The sequence below is a fragment of the Prevotella sp. ne3005 genome (assembly GCF_900110085.1).
Taxonomy (GTDB): Bacteria; Bacteroidota; Bacteroidia; order Bacteroidales; family Bacteroidaceae; genus Prevotella.
The window spans coordinates 25,299-47,602 of record NZ_FOCK01000013.1 but is presented as its reverse complement, the minus strand read 5'-3'; the positions used below and the strand labels follow the sequence as shown (position 1 = coordinate 47,602).

Genomic DNA, 22,304 nt, shown 5'->3' with positions numbered 1-22,304 from the left:
GTAAAGAACCCCCAAAAAGTGTGATTGCCTATGAAGGATTCTACTCCAGAGAAGTTCAAACCGAGAGCGCAGACACTCGACATCATCCGTCAGGTAGCCTACACCTATCGTACAAACATCAATCAGGCTGTGAGCCTGAATTAAGCAAAAGGATTATGGCATTAGTATCCCCATCATTACTCGCTGCCGACTTTCTGCATCTCGACCGCGACATCGACATGATTAATCGGAGTGAGGCCGACTGGCTCCACCTCGACGTGATGGACGGCTCGTTCGTTCCCAACATCTCTTTCGGCTTCCCTGTGCTCGAGGCTGTGGCAAAGGTCTGTAAGAAACCGCTGGATGTGCATTACATGATTGAGCATCCCGAGCGTTACATCCAGCAGACGGCCAAGCTCGGTGCCATGATGATGAATGTGCATTATGAGGCTTGTGTCCATCTCCACCGCACGGTTCAGGAGATCCACAATGCCGGCATGAAGGCCGGTGTGACGCTGAATCCCTCAACACCCGTGTGCGTGCTTGAGGATATCATCGGCGATGTGGAGATGGTATTGCTGATGAGTGTCAATCCCGGCTTCGGCGGACAGAAGTTCATCGAGAATACCATCGACAAGGTGAAGCGCCTGCGTCGGATGATTGACGAGAAAGGCTGTCAGACCCTGATTGAGGTAGATGGTGGCGTGCAGGGCGAGACGGCTCCGCGCTTGGTAGAGGCGGGTGTCGACGTGCTCGTCAGCGGCTCCTATGTCTTCGGTGCCACCGACCCTGAGCAGGTCATCCGTCATCTGAGAGCCCTGTAATTACTCCAAGTTCAGGTTTACCCCGTACTGTCTTGTCAGCTTGCGCAGGTTGATGAGAGCATAACGCATGCGCCCCAGCGACGTGTTGATGCTGACATTGGTCTGTTCGGCAATCTCCTTGAACGACAGTTCCTGGAAATAACGCATGTTCACCACGTCGCGCTGTGCCTCCGGCAGGGCTTCTACCAGACGCTTCACGTCTTCCATCACCTGTTCGTTGTTCAGCTCGCTCTCACGGCTCTGGTTGTGGATGGCCTCACCGCGCAGGTTGCTCAGGTCGTTGTCCTTCGGGGCTTCCACAATCTTACTGCTCTTCTGGGCCCTGAAGTGGTCGATCACCACGTTGTGGGCGATACGTGTCAGCCACCACGAGAACTTACCCGTATCCGAATACTGGCCGTTCTGCAACTTGGTTATCACCTTCAGGAAGGTCTCCTGAAAAAGGTCGTTGGCCAGATCCTCATCTTTCACCGCATACATGATCGTGGTGAAGACTCTGTCCTGATTCCTTGAAAGTAACTCGTCGAATGCACGGTTATTGCCATCGATGTAAGCCAATGCCAACTGTTCGTCGGACATTGTTTTCAGTGTACTCATACTCTTCAAATTTTGAATGGAGTAAAGTCTGTTTCGATAGGCAATAATCTGTTTAAAGGGTTATTAATCTGCCGCAAAAGTAGTGATAATTCCCGAAATAACCAAGAAAATAGCCTTTTTTCTTAAAAAATTTCACTAATCTCTCTTTACTATTTACTTATTTTATTATCTTTGCACACATTAATAGAACTAAAATAACACAAATGATGAAACTATTCGTTCCTGGGCGCTTGTGCCTTTTTGGAGAACATACAGACTGGGCTGGACACTATCGTACAATGAACGCTGATATTAAACCGGGTGCCGCCATCGTGACGGGTATTGAACAAGGTATCTATGCCGAAGTCGAGAAGTCGAGCATCTTCGAACTCTATAGCGACGCCCCGGAGATCGGTGGCGTGTGGCAGGATTTCTCCTGTCGTATGGACGAGGCCGAGCTGAAGCGTGTCGCCAAGTCGGGCGGCTTCTTCTGCTACTGTGCCGGTGTGGCCTCCTATATGCTCGAATGGTATAAGGTGGGTGGTGTGCGCATCCGCATCACGTCGATGACGCTCCCCATGAAAAGCGGCCTCTCCTCGTCGGCAGCCATCTGTGTTCTCGTGGCCCGCGCCTTCAACCTCTTGTATAATCTCAACCTCAATACCCTGGGCGAGATGAATATCGCCTATGTGGGCGAACTCCGTACCAGTAGCCGATGTGGCCGTCTGGACCAGGCCTGTGCCTTTGGTGTGAAGCCCAACCTCATGACCTTCGACGGCGATGAGATCGAGGTGCGCTCGCTCAACGTGAAGAAACACCTCTACTGGGTATTTGCCGACCTCTGTGCCGAGAAGGATACTATCAAGATTCTGTCCGACCTGAACAAGGCCTATCCCTTCCCCACCACCGAGGCCGAGCGGAGGGAGCACGAGGCACTGGGTGAGAAAAACCTTGAGATTGTCGACCGCGCCATCCGCTTTATGGCCGAGGGCGATGCCGAGTCGCTGGGACGTCTGATGACCGAGGCCGAGGCACTCTTCAACAGTCAGGTGGCTCCCATGTCGCCTGCCCTGAAGTCGCCCAAGCTGGATGCCGTTCTGGCCGATCCCGCCATCCTGCCCCTTGTCTGGGGTGGTAAGGGCGTCGGCTCCCATGGCGACGGCTCGGTGCAGTTCCTGGCTCGCAGCGAGGAGGCTCAGACCCAGCTGACGGCTTATCTCAACGAGCATGGCATGAAGGCCTACTCCCTCACGCTGAAGCCCGTACACACCGTGCGTCGCGCCATCATCCCCGTGGCAGGCTTTGGCACCCGGTTGTATCCCGCCACCCGTGCACTGAAGAAGGACTTCTTCCCCATACCTTGTCCCGACGGCATGGTGCGCCCCGTCATCCTCATCCTGCTCGAAGAACTCGTTCTGAGCGGCATCGAGGAGATCTGTCTGGTGCTTGGCTCAGAAGAGGAACGCCAGCAGTATGCCGACTACTTTGAGCGTCCGTTGGAGGAGGAACATCTGCGCAAACTCAATCCCGAGGCTCAGGAGTACGAGAACCATATCCTCGACATTGGCAAGCGCCTCCACTATGTCTATCAAAAAGAGAAGCGTGGCTTTGGTCACGCTGTCTATCAGGCTGCCCAGTTTGCCGGCAACGAGCCCGTCATGCTCCTTTTGGGCGACACGCTCTATCGTAGCGACTCCAACAAGCCCTGTGCCCTGCAGATGGTCGAGGAATACGAGCGTTACAACTCCCTGATGGTCAGCATCCATCCTATCCCTCTGGCCGAGGTGAGCCGTTATGGCATCCTCCACGGTGTATGGGAAGACAAGGGTAGCCATGTGCTCAGTGTCGATACGATGCACGAAAAGCCCAAGGCCAGCTATGCTGAGGAGTTCCTTGGTGTGCGCAATAAGAATGGAGAGAAGGAGTACTACAGCGTCTTCGGTCAGTATATCCTTACCCCGGAGGTGTTCTCACAGTTGCATGAAGACATCATGCAGAAGGAGATTGAGGGCGACCATGTCACCGAGATAGAGCTGACCTCCGCCCTCGAGGCTGTTCGCAAGCGTAGTGGCATGATGGGTGTGCGCCTCCAGGGCCGCATGTTCGACATGGGCAACCCCACCGCCCTCGTCCGCGCCATAGAGGAATACAGTAAATAAAAAGGGCATGCTTCTCTGTCCTATTTTAACTTTTTTATGTTTAAAGTGCACTTTTTTGCATTTTTTCTTGCTAGTTTGGGAAATTATATATATATTTGCACCGTGAACGAAATAAATAAAACATTTTTAACGTTTAAAATTAACACGATTATGAAGAAATTAATGATGATTGCAGCCCTCTTGGTTGCTACAGTTAGTGCAAATGCACAGTTTGAGGCTGGTACATTCTCTCTGCAGCCGAAGATCGGTGGTGTTATCAGCAAGGTAAGCAATATGCCTGATATTAAGATCCCTACCGCTGCAGGTGTCAGCTTGGATGCCGACAAATCTTTCTACGCAGGTGCTCTGATTGGTGTTGAGGCTGAGTATCAGCTGGCCGATATGTTCAGCCTTGCTGCTGGTTTGAACTTCGCTATGCAGGGATGCCAGTGGGAAGATACTGAGCTGAAAATAGGTGGCGAATCTCTTAAGTTGAAGGATAACAAAATTCAGCTGAACTATCTGAACCTCCCCATTGTGGCCAACGTTTATCTCTTCAAGGGCTTTGCCGTCAAGACTGGTGTTCAGCTTGGTTTCCTGCTGAGTGCAAAGAGAAAGTATGATATGACAGGCTCTATCGGTGGTTCGAGTGCTACCGTCAAATACGACGAAGATGTCAAGGATCAATGCAAGAAGTTCGATGTTTCAATTCCCATTGGTGTCTCTTATCAGGTTCCCACAGTCCCCGTTTACATCGACGCTCGTTACAACCTCGGTCTGACCAAGATTGTTAAGGATATCGACGAGAGTGTAAAGAACCAGGTATTCCAGCTCACCGTTGGTTACAAGTTCGCCCTCTAAGATTTCAAGTTATTTAGACATAAGATCCCCGTCAGAAGTGAATTCTGGCGGGGATTGTTATTATAAATATAAAGCATCATAGAGATGTATTCTATGACAGTAAAACAACTTGTTTTGGTTTCGAAGAAACTATCTTTTCACCTCGTGGAGATAGTCTTTTACAGACCAAAACAAATTGTTTTACTATTGTGCATAGAAGGGGCAGGCCCCTCTTATTTGCTATAGGAATCTATAGGAATGCGTAGCGACACACAAAGAGGACGGCCAACAGAATGGTTGCCCAGTTGATGTTGTTGCGTTCATCCTTGTCCTTGAGGGTGCCCGTCAGCAAGTGGATGAGCACATAGGAGATGACACCCATCAGAATACCGTCGGAGATGCTGTAGGTAAGCGGCATCAGCACAATGCATATAAAGCAGGGGATGCCGGTGACATAGTCGGAGAAATCAACTTTGCGGATGTCGTGCATCATCATCACACCGACCAGTATCAGGGCGGCTGCTGTGGCTTGACCGGGAATGGCCAGGAAGAGCGGCGCAAAGAGTAGGGCGACAATGAAACACAGGGCAGTGGTGAAGCTGGTGAGACCACTACGGCCGCCGGCATTGACACCCGAGGCACTCTCCACATAGGTGGTCACGGTAGAGCTGCCAAGAATGGCGCCCACGGTGGTACCGATGGCGTCGGCCATGAAAGCCTGGTTGAGATTCTTCACGTTGCCATCGTCATCTACCATACCGGCACGGTTGGACACGCCAATAAGGGTGCCGATGGTGTCGAACATGTCGATAAACAGGAATGTCAACACGACAACAACCATATCGACCGTCAGGATGTTGTGCCACTCGAACTGCCAGAATATGGGCTCGATGGAGGGAGGCGCAGAGACGATGCCCCCGAAGTTGGTGATGCCCAAGGGAATGCCCACAACGGTGGTGACGAGGATGCCGATGAGCAGCGAGCCGGTGATGCCCTTGACCAGCAGAGAGGCTGTGAGCACAATACCGAAGATGCCCAGCAGCACAGCGGGATCGTGCAGATTGCCCAGGGTGATGAAGGTGGCCTCGGACGAGGTGACGATACCTGCACTCTTCAGACCGACAAAGGCAATAAACAGGCCGATACCGGGACTGATGGCGCGGCGCAGGATCAGCGGGATGGCATTGACGATGTACTGCCGCAGCCCGGTGATGGTGAGCAGGATGAAGATGACACCCTCGATGAGCACGGCGGTCAGGGCAAACTGCCAGCTATAGCCCATGGTGAGCACCACGGTGTAGGCAAAGAAGGCATTGAGGCCCATGCCCGGAGCCAGCGCAAAGGGCAGCTTGGCATAGAGCGCCATGACCAGCGTGGCTACGACAGCCGAGATGCAGGTGGTGGTAAACACGGCTCCGGCATCCATGCCTGTGGCCGATAGAATACTGGGGTTGACGGCCAGGATGTAGGCCATCGTCAGAAATGTGGTAATGCCGCCAATCACTTCCTTGCGAAGCGTCATCGTGGCGGGATTGAATCCGAAAATTTTTTGTATCATAAGTTTAGCAGATATTTGCCGTAGTCATTTTTGGCCATGGGCTCGGCGAGACGGCGGAGCTGTTCCTTGTCGATCCAGCCGCGCTTGTAGGCTATCTCCTCGATACAGGCCACCTTCAGACCCTGGCGCTTCTCGATGACCTCGATGAAAGTGGATGCCTCGGAGAGCGAGTCGTGGGTGCCGGTGTCGAGCCACGCAAAGCCGCGCTGCAGCGTCTGCACCAGCAGCTCTTTCTTGGCCAGATATTCCTGGTTGACGGTGGTAATCTCCAGTTCTCCACGGGCGGAGGGCTTGATGTGCTTGGCAATCTCCACCACGCTGTTGGGGTAGAAGTAGAGTCCTACCACGGCGTAGTTCGACTTCGGGTGCTCGGGCTTCTCCTCGATGCTGAGGCAGTTGCCATCCTTGTCGAACTCGGCCACGCCATAGCGCTCGGGGTCGTTGACATAATAGCCGAAAACGGTGGCACGATTGTTCTGTTCGGCATTGGCCACAGCCTGCTTGAGCATGCCCGTAAAGCCGCCGCCATAGAAGATGTTGTCGCCCAGGACGAGACAAGCGCAGTCGTCGCCGATAAACTCCTCACCGATGATGAATGCCTGGGCCAGTCCGTCGGGAGAGGGCTGTTCGGCATACTCGAAGCGCACGCCCAGGTCGGAGCCGTCGCCCAGGAGGCGCTTGAAGCCCGGCAGGTCGTAAGGGGTGGAGATAATCAGGATCTCACGGATGCCGGCAAGCATCAGCGTGGAGATGGGATAGTAGATCATTGGCTTGTCGAAGATAGGAATCAGCTGCTTGCTGATGCCCTTGGTGATGGGGTAGAGGCGTGTGCCAGAACCGCCGGCTAAAACGATACCTTTCATATTTTTTGTTATTTTGTTGCTGCAAAGGTACGATATTTATTTTATTTTTAGTAACTTTGCACGCGAAATTTGATAAATTACGAATAATTATGGGATTTTGGAATAAAATTTTCGGAAAGAGCGACGAGCAGAATGTGGGCGGCATGGAGGACTTCATGTCGCTGATCCGCGTGTATTTCCAGGCGGCGATGGCTGCCGACCTGGGTATCACCAACCTGGCTGCGCTGCCCGACCTACGTGTCTTCAAGGCTACCCTGAAGGTGCCGACTGTGAATAATAAATTAGGTGTTGGCGAGCGTAGCCGCTGTAAGAAGATGCTGAAGGAGATGTATGGCATGGAGGACGACTTCTTCAAGGAGATCGACCAGAGCCTGCGTAAGCGCTGTAAGAAGATACAGGACGCACAGACCTATCTGCTGCAGTTCCAGGGCTTTACACAGGACATCATGATGCTGACAGGCAACCTGATGAAGTTCAAACTCCGTCTGCCAGGCTTCATGAAGAAGGCGCTCTACACGATGACGGAGAAGACCGTCGGCGACATCTTTAATAAGAACGACTTCTCGGACGCCTCGGTGATGAAGACGGTGGTGGCCGTGCGCCAATACAACCAGCGCCTGGGCTTCTCGCAGAAGTGGGTGACCGACTTTGTGTATAAGGTCGTGATGCTTGCTAAGAAGGAACCAAAGAAGGCGGAGGAGTGATTATTGAAGATTGAAGATTGAAAATTGAAAGGGGGATGGATTGTTAAAAAATAATAATCTTCCGTCTTCAATCTTCTATTTTCAATTAAAAAGGTTTACCTTTGTACTCCAAATAGTTACGAGATGAATCCAAACGAGCAGGCATTAGCAACTTTTCAGACGCGTGTGAGGCAAATGATCCTCCAGTTTCAGAAGCTGAAGAAGGAGGGTGAGGAGCTGCGCACGGTGATTGCGAAGAACGAGCAGGAGATCAAGGACCTGCAGGCTAAGCTGGCTCAGGCGGAAAACGACTATATGTCGCTGAAAACGGCAAAGATGATGGAGATCACCGACGGTGACCTGGAGAGTGCCAAAGCCCGGCTGGCCAGGATGATCCGCGACGTGAACAAGTGCATCGTCATCCTAAGCGACGAGGAACAATAACGGTGCTATACAATGGCAGAAGTGAATAACGAGAAACTACATATCAGGCTGCACGTCTACGATGAGGAAATCGAGATGACGGTGAAGCGCTCCGACGAGGAGTATTTCCGCAAGGCAGCCAAGCTCATCACCGACCGTTATAATGCCTATGCACAGGCTTATAAGGGGCGGAAGGCAGATCACACCATCGCGCTGATGACGCTGATCGATGTGGCCTTGATGTATGAGCGGGAGCACGGTAAGAACGATACGGCTCCCTTCCATGACGTTCTCGCCAAGCTGACTTCTGAGATTGAGGAAGCACTTGAGAGTGAGAACGTTTTAACAATATAGATTTTTTATGGATTTAATTTTTGTACTTTTGATTGCTGCCGGCGCCCTCGCACTTGGAGGTGTCTGCGGATATCTGGTATTCCGTTACGTACTGAAAGGGAAATACAAGGAGATGATTGAGGCTGCCGAGAAGCAGGCCGACGTCATCAAGGAGAAGAAACTGCTCGAGGTGAAGGAGAAGTTCCTGAACAAGAAGAGCGAGCTGGAGAAGGAGGTGCAGCAGCGCAACCAGCACATCCAGCAGAGTGAGAACAAACTGAAGCAGCGTGAGATTTCGCTGAACCAGCGCCAGGAAGAGCTGGGCCGCCGTAAGAACGAGCTCGACAACCAGCAGAACCGCATCGACAACGAGAAGAAGCTGCTCAGCGTGAAGGCCGAGGAGCTGGAGAAGATGCAGTTGATGGAGCGCGAGAAGCTGGAGGAGGTGTCGGGACTGAGTGCCGAGGAGGCTAAGAACCGTCTGGTGGAGTCGATGAAGGACGAGGCCAAGACCGCAGCCGCCAGCTATATCAACGAGATCATGGACGAGGCAAAGCTCAATGCCAACCAGCAGGCCAAGAAGATTGTGATCCAGACCATCCAGCGTGTGGCTACCGAGACGGCTGTGGAGAACAGCGTCAGCGTGTTCCATATCGACAACGACGACGTGAAGGGCCGCGTGATTGGCCGTGAAGGTCGTAACATCCGCGCCCTGGAGGCTGCCTGCGGTGTGGAGATTGTGGTTGACGATACGCCCGAGGCCATCGTCATCAGCGGTTTCGACCCCGTACGCCGTGAGACCTGTCGTCTGGCCCTGCACCAGCTGGTGAGCGACGGCCGTATCCACCCCGCCCGTATCGAGGAGGTGGTTGCCAAGGTGAAGAAGCAGCTCGACAACGAGATCATCGAGACGGGTAAGCGTACTGCCATCGACCTGGGTATCCACGGTCTGCATCCTGAGCTCATCCGTATCATCGGTAAGATGAAATACCGTTCTTCTTATGGTCAGAACCTGTTGCAGCATGCCCGTGAGACGGCCAACCTTTGTGCCGTGATGGCTGCCGAGCTGGGTCTGAACCCGAAGAAGGCCAAGCGTGCCGGATTGTTGCACGATATAGGTAAGGTGCCCGACGAGGAGAGTGAGATGCCTCACGCACTCTACGGCGCCAAGATTGCCGAGCAGTTCAAGGAGAAGCCCGACATCTGCAATGCCATCGGTGCCCACCACGACGAGATGGAGATGCAGACGCTGCTGGCGCCCATCGTTCAGGTGTGTGACGCCATCTCCGGTGCCCGTCCTGGTGCCCGCCGTGAGATCGTAGAGGCTTATATCAAGCGTCTGAATGACTTGGAGGCCATCGCCATGAGCTATCCCGGTGTCACCAAGACCTATGCTATTCAGGCCGGTCGTGAGCTGCGTGTCATCGTGGGTGCCGATAAGATGAACGATGCAGAGGCAGAGGCTCTGAGCGGTGATATCGCCACGAAGATCCAGAACGAGATGACCTATCCCGGACAGGTGAAGATTACCGTTATCCGAGAAACACGAAGCGTTGCCTACGCAAAATAAAACAATAATCCCCGCTCAAATCCGAGCGGGGATTATTGTTTTATTTGATTAGAATTTCAATCCCATATTGTAGAGGATGAAGCCGTAGATGTCGGCTTGCTCCTCGAGCACCTTTGCCAGGGGCTTGCCGCCGCCGTGACCCGCCTTCGTGTCGATGCGGATGAGTACGGGGTTGCTGCCCTGATGGCACTCCTGCAGGGTGGCTGCAAACTTAAACGAGTGGGCGGGTACCACACGGTCGTCGTGGTCGGCAGTGGTCACGAGGGTGGCAGGGTAGGTTGTGCCGGGCTTCAGGTTGTGGAGTGGGGAGTAGCCCTTGAGATACTCGAACATCTCCTTCGAGTCGTCGCTGGTGCCATAGTCGCTGGCCCAGTTCCAACCGATGGTGAACTTATGGTAGCGCAGCATGTCCATCACACCCACCTGAGGGATGGCCACACGGTAGAGGTCGGGGCGCTGGGTCATGCAGGCACCGACGAGCAGACCGCCATTGGAACCACCGACGATGGCCAGCCGGTCTTTGCAGGTATAGCCCTCGCTGATCAGGTATTCGGCAGCTCCGATGAAGTCGTCGAAGACGTTCTGCTTCTGCATCTTCGTACCTGCCAGATGCCATTCCTCGCCATATTCGCTGCCGCCACGGAGCGTCACCTGTGCATAGATGCCACCATTCTCGAGGAAGGGGATGCGGGTAGCCGAGAAGCTGGGGCCGAGCGAGATATTGAAGCCGCCGTAGCCATAGAGGTAGACGGGGTTCTTGCCATTGCGCTTGAGACCTTTCTTATAAGTAAGGAACATGGGGATGCGCGTGCCGTCCTTGCTCTGGAAGAACACCTGCTCGGAGGTGTAGTCGTCCTGACGGAACTTGACTTTCGGCGAGATGTAGAGGGTGCTCTCGTTCTTGTCCATGTCGTAGCGGTAGATGGTGCCGGGGATGGTGAACGAGGTGAAGGTGTAGAAGCACTCGGCCTCTTTCTCGTCACCGGTGAAGCCTACGCTACCCACCGATGGCAGTTGCACTTCATGGCGCAGCTGGCCGTCGAGACCATAGAGGTAGGCATGGTCGGAGGCATCCTTCTGATAGGTGAGGATGAGCTGACGGTTGATGACATCGGCGCCACCGAGCACGTTCTCCTGCTCGGCCACCAGCTCCTGCCAGCTGTCGACACCCGGCTGACGGATATCGGCTGTCATGATACGCCCCTTGGGAGCCCCGTAGTTGGTGTAGAGCCAGATACGATTGCCGTCGTCGTAGACAGGACTGTACTGATAGTCCATGTTGGAAGTCATCTGAATGAACTGCGATTCCGGTTTCGTCAGGTCACGCACGAAGAGGTTGTTGCCAGAGCCTGCTCCTGACTCGTAGAGATACATCTTGGTCTCACTTTCGTTGACGTCGACATAATAGAACCGCATGGGGTAGGCGGCATTCTGATAGAACAGCACATCGTCGCTCTGGGGCGTACCGATCTTATGATAGTAGATCTTATGGCCAGAGTTGACGTTTGAGAACTCCTTACCCTTGACAGGGGCGTCGTAGGCGCTATAGTAGAAGCCGTCGCCCTTCCAGGCGGCACTGGTAAACTTGGCCCACTCGATGTGGTCGTCGGTCAGCTGGCCGGTCTTCAGGTCGATCACAAAGATCTCTTCCCAGTCGCTGCCACTACGCGAGATGGTGTAGGCAGCATACTTGCCGTTGTTGGAGAAGTAGACGCCTTTCAGGGCCACCGTTCCGTCATCGCTCAGATTGTTGGGGTCGAGGAACACGCGGGGCTCACCGCCCAGCTTGTCCATGACATACATCACATACTGGTTCTGTAGGCCGTTGTTCTTGTAGAAATACCACTTGCCGTGACGCTTGCGGGGGGCGGTGATCTTCTCGTAGTTGGCCAGCTCGGTGAGGCGCTTCAGCAGTTTTCCACGGAAGGGGATCTTCTGGAGATAGGTATTGGTTACCTTGTTTTCTGCCTCCACCCAGGCGGCAGTCTGAGCACTCGTGTCGTTCTCCAGCCAGCGGTAGGGGTCGGCCACTTTCGTGCCGAAATACTCGTCAACAGTGCCGTCTTTCGCGGCCTTGGGGTACTGCAGCCCCTGTGCCGGGACTGTAGTGGTAGCTAATGCTGCCATGGTCATGAGAATTAGTCTTTTCATATCGTTTTTTGTTGTTTGAATGAATCTGATGGCAAAGGTACGAAAATCTTTTCAAACTAATTTGGTTTTATCGGCTTTTTTGTGTACCTTTGCGCACAAAATGAATGAATGAAAATGGAACAGCAGAATCGTAAGGAACAAATACTCGTGAGAATCACAGGTCAGGACCGCCCGGGACTGACGGCTTCGGTGATGGGCATATTGGCCAAGTATGATGCGCAGATTCTCGATATCGGCCAGGCCGACATCCACTCCACACTCTCCCTGGGTATCCTTATCCGCATGGACGAGATACACTCGGGGCAGGTGATGAAGGAACTGCTCTTCAAGGCTACGGAGCTTGGCGTGCAGATAGGCTTTTCACCCATTGGCGACGATGAGTATGAGGACTGGGTGGGTCATCAGGGCAAGAACCGCTATATCCTGATGGTAATGGGGCGCGAACTGGAGGCCCGCCAGATAGAAGCTGCCACGAAAGTTATTGCCGATCAGGGATTCAATATCGACTCGATCATCCGACTGACAGGCCGCAAGAGTATCAAGAATCCGGCCAAGCACACCCGTGCCTGTATCGAGTTCTCGCTGCGCGGCGAGCCTGCCAACCGTCAGGAGATGCAGTCGAAGCTGATGAAGCTCTCGTCGGAAATGGAGATGGACTTCTCGTTCCAGCGCGACGATATGTTCCGAAGGATGCGCCGTCTGATCTGTTTCGATATGGACTCCACGCTGATTCAGACGGAGTGTATCGACGAGCTGGCCGAGCGCAACGGGGTGGGGGCCGAGGTCAGAGCCATCACGGAGAGTGCTATGCGCGGCGAGATTGACTTCAAGGAGAGCTTTACCCGAAGGGTTGCCCTGCTGAAGGGACTCGACGTGAGCGTGATGCAGGACATTGCCGAGCATCTGCCTATCACCGAGGGCGTTGACCGCCTGATGACCATCCTGAAGCGTTGTGGTTATAAGATTGCCATCCTCTCGGGTGGATTCACCTATTTCGGAGAGTATCTGCAGCGCCGTTACGGCATTGACTATGTGTATGCCAACGAACTGGAGATTGGTGACGACGGCAAACTGACGGGTCGTTATGTGGGTGAGATCGTCGACGGTCACCGTAAGGCCGAACTTCTGAAACTGATTGCCCAGGTGGAGAAGGTGAACCTTGCCCAGACGATTGCCGTAGGAGACGGTGCCAATGACCTGCCGATGATTTCTGAGGCTGGTCTCGGCATAGCATTCCATGCCAAACCGCGTGTGGTGGCCAATGCCAAACAAAGCATCAACACCATCGGCCTCGACGGTGTGCTCTACTTCTTAGGATTCAAAGATTCTTATCTCGGAGATCAGGGTTACTTGTGATTCTGGTAGTAATCGAGGGCTAGACGAACGTTCTCGATGACAGCATCGGAGGAGAAGGTGGCTCCTGTGACAGCATCGACCTTCAGCGCCTTGGCGTCCTTGACTTTCTTTCCATCCCATGTGTTGAGCAAGGCCTTTTTCACCTTCGCATAATACTTAGGCGTCTCCTGACTCTTGAGGAACTCTATCTTCTCGACCTTGTCTTTCTTGATGTAGACTTTCAATGGGGTGGTAGCCTGGTAGCCTTCGATGTCCTTACCGATTTCGGTTGTATTGATGACGTACACGCCATCTTCTTTTGTCATGGTGTCGTCACCTACCATAAAGCTCTGGAGACAGAGTGCGACAGCCAGCAAAAGGAACTGATATTTCTTGTTCATAGTCGTCACATTAAAACGGTTTATATGCGTTGTTTTCAATCTTCTTCAAGGCCATACACTCCATCTCTACCAGCCAACCGGGACGGCAGACGGCAGCGTGGACAATGATATAGGGCTTGCCGGGGAAGCGCTCCTCGTAGAGACTGCGTACAAGCTCGTAGTCGGCCACATCACGCAGATAGACAATCATCTCACAGACATCATCGTAGGTGCAATCGGCTTCCTTCAGCAGGGCCTCTACATTCTCCCACATACGGCGGGTCTGCTTCTCTACATCTTTGGGGAAAAGAATCTCGCCCTTGTTGTTGATGCTGGCGGTACCCGAGATGAACACATGGCGACGGTCGGCATAGTCGATATAGGTGCCGCGCTCGAAGCTCACACCATAGTCGCTGGTGCGGTTCAGATGGGTAGGGGCGTAGAGATAGTGTATCTGCTCAGGCTTGATACCTGCAACCGCGTAGTTGTCCATCTGCGAGAGAACGTTGGGGTCGGCCTGACGACCGCCAATGCCTGTAGAGGCAATGAAGTGGGTGTGTACCGTGAGGCCCTGGGTAAAGAATACCTGATTGCGGGCGCGAACCACACCGCCGTAGTTCAGGTCGATATCGTTGACAAAGAGCCATGTGCGGATGCAGTTGTCGGAGAGTGTGCAGCCCTCTTCAGCAAGCTGCATGATATACTCGTTGAAGAGCAGGCGCATCTGGTACTCCGAGTTGGCTGCCAGGTTATGGGCCGAGGCATTGTAGAGGTGACGGAACTCACCATGGCGCACTTCGTAAAGGCCGCTCTTGGTCAAACCTGTCTGAACGTTTGACATCAGATAGACCCAAAGGGCCACTTTCGTACCGTCGAGGGGTGCCTGCTGGATAATGCTCTTGGCACAGTCGGTGACGTCGGTAACGATGATGTCGTCGGCCTGGTTGGCGGCGTCGCTCAGGAAGTAGCGCTTGAACACGGCCTGGGTGTCGGGCAACTGACTGAGCAGGCCATTGTAGGCATCCATCACTGCCTCCAGCTGCTGGGCATACGTCAGCCCTTTTTGGGTGACGTGAATCATCGCATGATATTCTCTGACCTCCGTGCATGTATCAAAGCAAAAGATATCGGCACGGGTATTCTCAAAATCGATATGTGAGAGTTGTTCGTTCATTGTTTTGTTATTTTGGCTGCAAAGTTACGAATTAAAAATGAAATAACAGCCAAACCTATCAAGAAAAGTACGATTATCCCTATCAGGTGGGACGGCTCAATGGTATCTGCGGCCTCACTACCCCCGTATTTGCATTGATATTCTATCATCTTGTCGATATAGGCATCGACGGTTTCCCAATTACCGGCCTGTATCTCGTTGCTGAGGCGGGGAAACACCTCGCGGATATATTTTTGATGCTCTGGGCTGAGTGTCGACGGAAGCTGGTCTGTCGGTGCATACCATGTGACGATGCCGTCCTCGCCAGTGTGGGGAAAGAAGCGCATGGTCTTCCAGTTGTCCTGGAAAAAGATGTAGCCTGCAAACAGCTGTTCTGCGGTCAGACTGTCTTCCTGTGTCATGAGACTACGGGCGTGATAGTTCAGCGGAGCGATGCTATTGCCGTCGTTGATGAGCAACTGGCAGAAGTGTTTGGCCTGCGCCTTGGGAAGGGCCTCTGTAACAATAGCAGAAACTGACCCTGCGTAGGATAGCAGGGTCAGCATCAACAAATAACGTTTTATTATCCTCAACATTTTATATAGATTCGATAAACTTCACGATGGCGTCACGGTCGGCCTTCGGTAGGTTATAGAATTTCTCCGTGGGCTTATAGGCATCCGACTTCTTGCTGTAGCCGTGCCACATGATGGCCTCGATGACCGTTCGGGCACGACAGTCATGCAGACGGTCGTCGGCACCAGTCAGCTGACGTGAGAGACCGCGTCCCCAAAGAGGTGTCGTACGGCACCAGCCTGTGCGGATGTCGTTCATCATGAAGAGCCGGTGCTGCACCATGTCGGTATAGGGCCAGATGGTCTGGCCGGCATATCTGGGCATGATACTCCGGGCATCCTTTCCGATGCTCTGGGCATAGGCCTTGATGCTGGCATCGATCCACATGTTGTCTGAGCCTGTCTTCCATGATGGACGGTGACAGTTGGCACAGCCTATCTCGGTAAAGAGCGTCTTGCCGCGCTTCACGGCGTCGTCGTTCAGGTTACGGGCGGCGGGAACAGCCAGTCCGCGATGCCACACCATAAACTGGTAGTACTGCTTGTCGTTCATCTCTTCTTGGCCACCATAATAGGTATCGTTAAGCAGATATTTCTCGAAGGTCTCCTTGTATGCCACGGATGGGGTGTTCAGAACCTCGTAGACACGGTTGGCGATACCCTCGTTTGTGCCGTCGGCATAATAAGGATGCAGAATGCTGGCAGTCGAAGAACCATGTTCCTTGATATAGCTGATGACCTCAGGATCCTCGCTCTGAGCCTTGGCCCAGGCTGTGGTGGTATAGAGCCAGTGACGGTCGCTGCGGGTAACGTTGGTGATGTTCCAAATGGCATTGGCACCGGCACCGTCCTGTAGAGAACCGCGCGTCATGGCATAGGTGAAACGTTTGAGGGGACCATGAGAGCCACGGTGCGAACCAGTGTCGTTGTAGGGAGCGCTGTAATAAGCTGAAGCCTTGAACTTTCCAGCCTCCTTGTCCCACATGGCAGGGTTCAGTTCCACATATTTTGACTCTGCCTTCCACTGGGCTTCGATATCCTCATCGTCGAGAGCGTCGAGCAGTCCAGTGCCATAGACGCCGATGGTCGACTCCAGGCGTACATCGTAGTTCGTGGGCTTGGGGTTGGTGTTGAAAGCCGACTGCGGGATGCGCACCTCGGGATAGATGAGTTCATATTTCTCACCGTCGTCGGGGAAATTCATGGCCAGTCCACTCTCCATTGCATCGACTGTCTTCCATTCAATCTGAATCTGGTTCTCGTCGATAGGAGCCTTGAATGGAGCCATGGCTGCTGTCTGCGGCATTCCTGTCACCTCTGAGATGTAAGCATTGTTGTCGGGATGGTAGATTACGAGCAGATAACCGTTACCGATGGTGTTGGCACGGTATTCCGTCTGGCGCTTGCCATGTCCGTAGCTGGGATGGCAGGCGATACAGCTGTTTCGTACCCACGCTGGACCAAGACCCTTACGGGGAGCTACATCGAAGGTGTAGAGATGTTCGAAGAAATCTTCACCGGTATTGAAGTCATCTTCCATGCCAGCAATATTCTCTATGGCAGGAGTAGAAGCTGAGTAACTGGCCTTTTCGGTGGTTCCCAGTTCTCCGCCGGGGAACCATTCCTCGGCACTGAATACGTCATTAGCTTTACCGAAGGTCTCTTCTTCGGGAACGAGCGGTCCCAGACTGCTGGTGGTGGTGTCGTCTGTACAACTGACGAGTGCTGCACTCATCAGAAGCGCAGCACACATCATGTGGTGTAATTTTGAATTGATTGTCATAAAGGGTTTTATTTAGAATGTTTATATTGCTTATTCCCAATCCTCATCGTCCTCGAAGGCGATGCCCCAGATGGTGCAGCAGTATTTTACGAAGGGTGACGGCATGTTGCAGATGCCCTCGATGGCACTCACATATGCGTTCTCTACCTTGTTGTTCACAGCCTCGTTCTTCACGCTGGCAAAGAAGGTGTGGAAACTGTATTTGTTAGCCGACTTATCGGTTGAACCCAGCCAGACGTTACGGATAGAACGGATGTTGTCGCGGAAGTCGGTGATAGAGTTATAGCTATAGGGTGACTCCACATACGACACGTCACCTGCAGAGAAGGGGTTGGCAATCTTAGCGGTACCCACCTCGTTGGCGATGGCTACACAACTTCCCTCATCGTCGGAGAGTACCTGTGCGATGGCTGCCTTTAGCGTGGGGAAAGAACTCTTGCTACCATCCAAGCCTGCCGTGGTCAGGTTCTCACCATACGAGAGACCCTTCTCCGTCTGATAGTCCAGTCCGGCAGCCTTCACGATGGCCAGACGACTGGCATTGGCACCACCGTCCCAGGCACACTGCAACTGGAAGGTGCGCTCCTTCAGCAGCTTACAGATGGTTTGTGCGTAGGTCAGCTCCTGGGCACCGGTAATCTTCTCGAAGTTCTTGTAGGTATCGTTTGCCTGCAGTTCTGCCACCTTACGGGGCTGTCCGTCGCGGAAGAGGATGAACTCCAGAGCATGGAAGCCGAGGATGGTGGCATCGTCGAGCATCTCATCGTCCATGCCGTTGTTGAAGTAGCTCAACAGCAGCGAACGGTTCAGCGGCCATGAGTCGATGGTGGGATCGACGTCGAAGTCGGAGGCGGCACCTCCGAGGAAGGCCTCACTCTGCTCCCAGTACTGACGGGCTTTCTTGAAGTCTTCGCAGGCAGCGTTGATCTGGGTCTGGCTGATGGTGTTGGTGGTCAGTCCGTTCAGGGTCTTCTCCAGAGCCTCTGTCTCGTCGGCGAGTTTGGTGTAGGTAGGTATAATCACGTTGTTAACAAGGTTTTTGAGCACCTCCCGTAGATAAGTTTCCTGAGCCTCGGAGAGCTTAGACGATGCGATGGTGGCATTGGCTGCTGTCAGTTCGTCAACGAGGTCGCTACAGCCGTCGATGGCAGTCTCTCCGAATGTTTTTACAGCGTAGTTGGATGCAGTAGTGTTGGCAGTATAGCTGTCCTGATCAACGATTGGAGCTGTTGTCACAACATTGAATTCCGTGTCTTCATTACTGTTGCTGTCATTGTCACTACATGATGTCATGGTCAGAGCGCCCATCAGGCACGCTACTGAGAGAATAAGAATCTTTTTCATCGTTGCTTTTATTATTACGTTATTACCTTGTTTTACTTTTTTACCTTTTATAAAAAGAATCCTTCGTAGGCCACGCCGATATTTACTGACGGCTCGTTGTTATAAAGGCTCTTCAGGAATCGTTTGGAGTATTCGGCCTTGATGACAATCTGGTGCACAGGGTGATAGTTCACACCTACGGCCATGCGTTTCACCTCAGTATAGTCGTAGGCTGTTCCCTTGGTATTGCAGGCGTAGGGATTGTACTGTTCATAGCGTCCGAATATGTACAGTTTCTGATCGTCTTTGCGCAGTTTCTGAATCTGAGAGAAAACGTCATAACCTGCCTCGATGCCAATGGCATAGGCATTCTTGCTGACGAAGGCCGAGTGCTTGTAAGGCGATTTCGAGTTTAGTCGGTTATATACATATTTCAGTTGGTCGGCATCGCCCAGATAACCATAGTCGGCCTGGCCGCGTACCACCCAGTTATGACCTTGGTAGGTAAAGTCGATGGCCCCCACGGCCACCTGGCCTTTATACTCTGCATCCACACCGTTGGCATTCCTAGGGAAGCTGTTGCCGATGCTCTCGCCATAGTAGCCACTCACACCGATGCGCAGACCGGGAATGGAGTAGTTGTCTATGCGCAGGGCCACACCATACTTGTTGGCCACCTCAAACTCCAGTGGTGAACTCGGACCTTTCTTGATCCAGTTGATGTTGGTGAAGTTGTCGGCATTCAGACCAGCCAGGAACTGGGCCTCGTAGCGGAAGTCCTTATATCGTCCCCAGAACGAAACACCCGTCTGATGCCATGTACAGGGCAGGATGGTGTTCTCGCCCTCCGGACGGTAGACAGTGAAGAAATTAAGAGGCTCATGATGTGCATTTGTCAGGCCGACGGGTACTACGATATGTCCGAACCTCAGGTGAGCGGCCTTAGAGAAAGCCTTTTGAATCCAGAACTGTTCCAGTTCCACCTCACCGCCTTTCTCGGTCTCCTGTTCCCATTCGCCACCTTCCTCGTCTTCTTTCTCGTAAGCGATGCCAGTGCCGCCATGTTCAAACTCTATCTCGGTGCCGAAGGTCCAGCCCTTTCCGAAATCGTAACCCATATAGACCACGGCGTGGGGGATGTCGAAGCGTCCATGGCTCGGATCGTCCTTGTGCTGTTCGGGTTGACTGTATCGGCTTACATGGTCACTAAAGAAATTACGGCTATAAGCCACCTCGCCATAGCCGCCGATTGAAAACTTGTTGCCCTTGACATGCTGCATCACACTGTCGCCAGCCACTTCCTGTGCCTGTGTAGTCATGGTGGATAGACCAATCGTGACACTTAATAATACCTTATTAATAATACTATTCATGATCTTAATAATCACTTAATATACCTAAAAAACGTGTGCAAAGGTACAGCCTCTTTGCCAAATCACCAATACCTAAAAATAGTGAAATCGCCTAAAAATGGGGATTTTGGAAGGTTTAGACCCCGAAAAATACCTACTTCTGATTATTGCACAAGTCGGAAAATATGCCTACCTTTGCACCCGATAATCATTATTAGGTAGCATACGACGATGAAAAATCAGAAGATGTATGAGGCGGATGACAAGATGATTTCCCTGATCCGCGATAATTATGACCTGCTGCAGTCGCTTGGCAGCTTCGGTATCAGTCTGGGCTTTGGCGACAAGACGGTGCAGGAGACTTGTGAGGATAATAATGTAGATACCTATACCTTTTTGGCGGTGGTTAACTATACCATCAACGGTTATGGCGAGTTTGAGGCCGACGAGCAGATCAGTGTTCAGACCCTGATGCACTATCTGGAGGCGAGTCATGCTTATTTCCTCGACTTCCAGTTGCCTTTTATCCGTAGGGAGTTGCAGGAATCGCTGAATGAGGACGACTCGCTTGCAAGACTGATCCTGCGTTTCTATGATGAGTATGCCCATGAGATTCGCCGTCATATGCAGTATGAGCAGAAAACGCTGTTCCCCTATGTCAATACCTTGCTGGAAGGACAGCCTGCCAATGATTATAATGTAGAGACCTTCTCAAAGCACCACGGTGCTGCCGACAAGAAACTTCGGGAGCTGAAACTCCTGATTATCAAATACCTGCCTCAGGACGGACTCCACAACAACCAGTTGACGGCTACCCTCCATGATATCTATGACAACGAGGAGTGGTTACGCCAGCATGCCCAAGTAGAGGATCATATCTTTGTGCCTGCCATCCGTCGGTTAGAGCAGATGACGAAGCAGCAGGATGTTTCGAGGAATATCACGGGCATGGTGTTCAAGGGTGGTGTACAGAATCCTGATGCCCTTTCCGATAGAGAGAAAGATGTGATTATCTCGTTGGTGCAAGGCATGTCGAACAAGGAGATTGCCGACCATCTGTGTATCTCCATCAACACGGTGATTACCCATCGGCGTAATATTGCCCGGAAACTACAGATCCATTCTCCGGCAGGTCTGACGATCTATGCTATCGTCAACAGATTGGTTGATATCTCGAGTGTGAAGTTATAAAGAATCCCGCCAAACGGCGGGATTTCTTATATCTTGTTGATGTCTACATAACCGTGCATCACGGCATAGATGGTCAGGGCGGAGACACTTTTCATCCCCAGTTTGTCCATGATATTCTTGCGGTGGGTGATGACAGTAGCCAACCCGATGTTCAATTTCTCGGCAATCTCTTTGTTGATGAATCCCTGTACAATAAGACTCATCACCTCAATCTCACGGTCGGAGAGAATCTTCTGAGTCAGGACAGAAGGCATCGGAGGCATATTATGCCCTTGGCCATGAGCATGCTGTTCAAGCATCAGTAGGGAGCGTACCAGTTCCTGTTCCGGCACATTAATGCAAAGACTATGAAATTCCGATAGCTGCGACATGGAGTCGAGGCTGAGGGTTAATACGATGGTCTTGCGGCTACGTTCAAGGAAGAAAGGCTTGTTTTCAAGAACAATGGCCATCGAGACGAAGTAGTGGAAATACTGATCCGGCTGGTTGGCTTCCAGTTCCATGAACGAACCATAAGTGTCTACCGACATGATGGGCATCACGTTCAGTAGCATCTGTTTCAATCCCATCGTGGCCAGCGTGTTGGGATCGATGATGGCAATCTTTGGTCTTCCTTCCGTGTAAATCATAGTGCAAAGGTACGATAAAAAAGCGAAAAGTGAGGTTCTATTCGTTAAAAAATAATGAAAAGGATGTAAATTAAGGAAAAAGTTGTAATTTTGCAGATAATAAATTGACTTTAAAAACCAAGTTTTATGAAAAAGCTATTTCTATTGTTTGTGGCTGCCTTGACGATTATGGGCTGTGCCACATCGGAAGAGAGGGCTGCCCGTGAGGCAGAACACATGCAGAAAGTGAAGGCTGCCGTTGGTACTCAGCAGTACAAAATCAGCATGCGTGAGATGACACCCTTGCGCAGTACTCCTATCACGTTGACAGGAATGTATTATCTGAAAGTTGACGGTAATGAGATTAGTACCGATCTTCCTTACCTGGGACGTGACGATGTGCCTCATTTTAAGACTCGTGGAGAACGTAAATTCGACAGGTCCATCATTCTCCGTACGCAGATGGAAGGCTATAACCTGACTCTGATGCCGAAACAGAAAGCAGGGTTGATTACTTTCTCGGCCAAGAGTGGCTCCGACGCATACAGTTTCAATATCCAGGTAATGAGCGATGGGTTGGCAAAGGTAACGTTAAGACCAGAAGGTAAGGACGAGATAAAGTATGAGGGTTATGTAGACCCCATCAAATAATAGACAATAATCCCC

21 protein-coding genes are annotated in these 22,304 nt (G+C 52.2%); 10 read left to right on the top strand and 11 right to left on the bottom strand.

Going from position 1 to position 22,304, the window contains the following annotated elements; all coding sequences use genetic code 11:
• Positions 1-152: 152 nt before the first annotated feature.
• A complete protein-coding gene (gene rpe / locus BMY16_RS14665; protein WP_091844024.1) occupies positions 153-803 on the top strand; it encodes a ribulose-phosphate 3-epimerase in 651 nt (216 codons plus the stop codon).
• Here the strand turns inward: rpe and BMY16_RS14660 are convergent, their stop codons facing one another.
• The gene (locus BMY16_RS14660) at positions 804-1,400 is read right to left on the bottom strand and encodes an RNA polymerase sigma factor (protein ID WP_244513075.1); all 597 of its coding nucleotides are present in this window, start codon (positions 1,398-1,400) and stop codon (positions 804-806) included.
• A gap of 203 nt (positions 1,401-1,603) precedes the next feature.
• On the opposite strand from BMY16_RS14660, the gene BMY16_RS14655 reads away from it, so the two are divergent.
• Positions 1,604-3,538, top strand: coding sequence for a sugar phosphate nucleotidyltransferase (locus tag BMY16_RS14655; protein ID WP_091843990.1), 1,935 nt, complete (start codon positions 1,604-1,606; stop codon positions 3,536-3,538).
• Positions 3,539-3,688: 150 nt separating this feature from the next.
• Entirely contained in the window at positions 3,689-4,378 is a 690-nt protein-coding gene (locus BMY16_RS14650) for a porin family protein (RefSeq protein ID WP_170836135.1), read from the top strand.
• Positions 4,379-4,607: 229 nt separating this feature from the next.
• Here BMY16_RS14650 and BMY16_RS14645 read toward each other — a convergent pair whose 3' ends face one another.
• Complete coding sequence (locus tag BMY16_RS14645; RefSeq protein ID WP_091843987.1) at positions 4,608-5,915, bottom strand: NCS2 family permease; 1,308 nt, start codon at positions 5,913-5,915, stop codon at positions 4,608-4,610.
• Positions 5,912-6,778, bottom strand: a complete 867-nt coding sequence (gene rfbA / locus BMY16_RS14640; protein ID WP_091843985.1) for a glucose-1-phosphate thymidylyltransferase RfbA — start codon at positions 6,776-6,778, stop codon at positions 5,912-5,914. Before rfbA ends, BMY16_RS14645 begins: the two co-directional genes overlap by 4 nt.
• A gap of 89 nt (positions 6,779-6,867) precedes the next feature.
• Here rfbA and BMY16_RS14635 point away from each other — a divergent pair, with 89 nt between their 5' ends.
• From BMY16_RS14635 to rny, 4 genes are all read left to right on the top strand, one after another.
• A complete protein-coding gene (locus BMY16_RS14635) occupies positions 6,868-7,482 on the top strand; it encodes a hypothetical protein (RefSeq protein ID WP_091843983.1) in 615 nt (204 codons plus the stop codon).
• A gap of 123 nt (positions 7,483-7,605) precedes the next feature.
• Positions 7,606-7,905: a hypothetical protein gene (locus tag BMY16_RS14630; protein ID WP_091843981.1), complete on the top strand. Its 300-nt coding sequence runs from the start codon at positions 7,606-7,608 to the stop codon at positions 7,903-7,905.
• Positions 7,906-7,917: 12 nt separating this feature from the next.
• A complete protein-coding gene (locus tag BMY16_RS14625; protein WP_091843980.1) occupies positions 7,918-8,238 on the top strand; it encodes a cell division protein ZapA in 321 nt (106 codons plus the stop codon).
• 7 nt (positions 8,239-8,245) lie between these two features.
• Positions 8,246-9,787 carry a ribonuclease Y gene (gene rny, locus BMY16_RS14620; RefSeq protein WP_091843979.1) on the top strand — a complete coding sequence of 514 codons (1,542 nt, stop codon included), beginning with the start codon at positions 8,246-8,248 and terminating at the stop codon, positions 9,785-9,787.
• 48 nt (positions 9,788-9,835) lie between these two features.
• Here rny and BMY16_RS14615 read toward each other — a convergent pair whose 3' ends face one another.
• A complete protein-coding gene (locus BMY16_RS14615; protein ID WP_091843977.1) occupies positions 9,836-11,938 on the bottom strand; it encodes a prolyl oligopeptidase family serine peptidase in 2,103 nt (700 codons plus the stop codon).
• 114 nt (positions 11,939-12,052) lie between these two features.
• Here BMY16_RS14615 and serB point away from each other — a divergent pair, with 114 nt between their 5' ends.
• Complete coding sequence (gene serB / locus BMY16_RS14610) at positions 12,053-13,294, top strand: phosphoserine phosphatase SerB (RefSeq protein ID WP_091843975.1); 1,242 nt, start codon at positions 12,053-12,055, stop codon at positions 13,292-13,294.
• Here serB and BMY16_RS14605 read toward each other — a convergent pair.
• From BMY16_RS14605 to BMY16_RS14580, 6 genes are read right to left on the bottom strand one after another with little or no spacing between them, the layout of a single operon-like run.
• Positions 13,285-13,674, bottom strand: a complete 390-nt coding sequence (locus tag BMY16_RS14605; protein WP_091843973.1) for an FMN-binding protein — start codon at positions 13,672-13,674, stop codon at positions 13,285-13,287. The two genes, serB and BMY16_RS14605, sit on opposite strands and share 10 nt — an antisense overlap.
• A gap of 10 nt (positions 13,675-13,684) precedes the next feature.
• Positions 13,685-14,827, bottom strand: coding sequence for a Rid family hydrolase (locus BMY16_RS14600; RefSeq protein ID WP_091843971.1), 1,143 nt, complete (start codon positions 14,825-14,827; stop codon positions 13,685-13,687).
• Positions 14,824-15,402, bottom strand: coding sequence for a hypothetical protein (locus tag BMY16_RS14595; protein ID WP_091843969.1), 579 nt, complete (start codon positions 15,400-15,402; stop codon positions 14,824-14,826). Before BMY16_RS14595 ends, BMY16_RS14600 begins: the two co-directional genes overlap by 4 nt.
• Position 15,403: 1 nt before the next feature.
• Positions 15,404-17,164, bottom strand: a complete 1,761-nt coding sequence (locus tag BMY16_RS14590; protein ID WP_091843968.1) for a di-heme oxidoredictase family protein — start codon at positions 17,162-17,164, stop codon at positions 15,404-15,406.
• A 30-nt stretch (positions 17,165-17,194) separates the two neighbouring features.
• Positions 17,195-18,508: an imelysin family protein gene (locus tag BMY16_RS14585; RefSeq protein WP_091843966.1), complete on the bottom strand. Its 1,314-nt coding sequence runs from the start codon at positions 18,506-18,508 to the stop codon at positions 17,195-17,197.
• 47 nt (positions 18,509-18,555) lie between these two features.
• Positions 18,556-19,860, bottom strand: a complete 1,305-nt coding sequence (locus BMY16_RS14580) for a hypothetical protein (RefSeq protein ID WP_091844022.1) — start codon at positions 19,858-19,860, stop codon at positions 18,556-18,558.
• Positions 19,861-20,070: 210 nt separating this feature from the next.
• Between BMY16_RS14580 and BMY16_RS14575 the strand changes: the two genes are divergently transcribed.
• Positions 20,071-21,030 (top strand): LuxR C-terminal-related transcriptional regulator, encoded by a 960-nt coding sequence (locus BMY16_RS14575; RefSeq protein WP_170836134.1) that lies wholly within the window; start codon positions 20,071-20,073, stop codon positions 21,028-21,030.
• 26 nt (positions 21,031-21,056) lie between these two features.
• Here the strand turns inward: BMY16_RS14575 and BMY16_RS14570 are convergent, their stop codons facing one another.
• Entirely contained in the window at positions 21,057-21,659 is a 603-nt protein-coding gene (locus BMY16_RS14570; protein WP_091843964.1) for a response regulator transcription factor, read from the bottom strand.
• A gap of 126 nt (positions 21,660-21,785) precedes the next feature.
• On the opposite strand from BMY16_RS14570, the gene BMY16_RS14565 reads away from it, so the two are divergent.
• A complete protein-coding gene (locus BMY16_RS14565; protein ID WP_091843962.1) occupies positions 21,786-22,289 on the top strand; it encodes a DUF4251 domain-containing protein in 504 nt (167 codons plus the stop codon).
• Positions 22,290-22,304 lie beyond the last annotated feature (15 nt).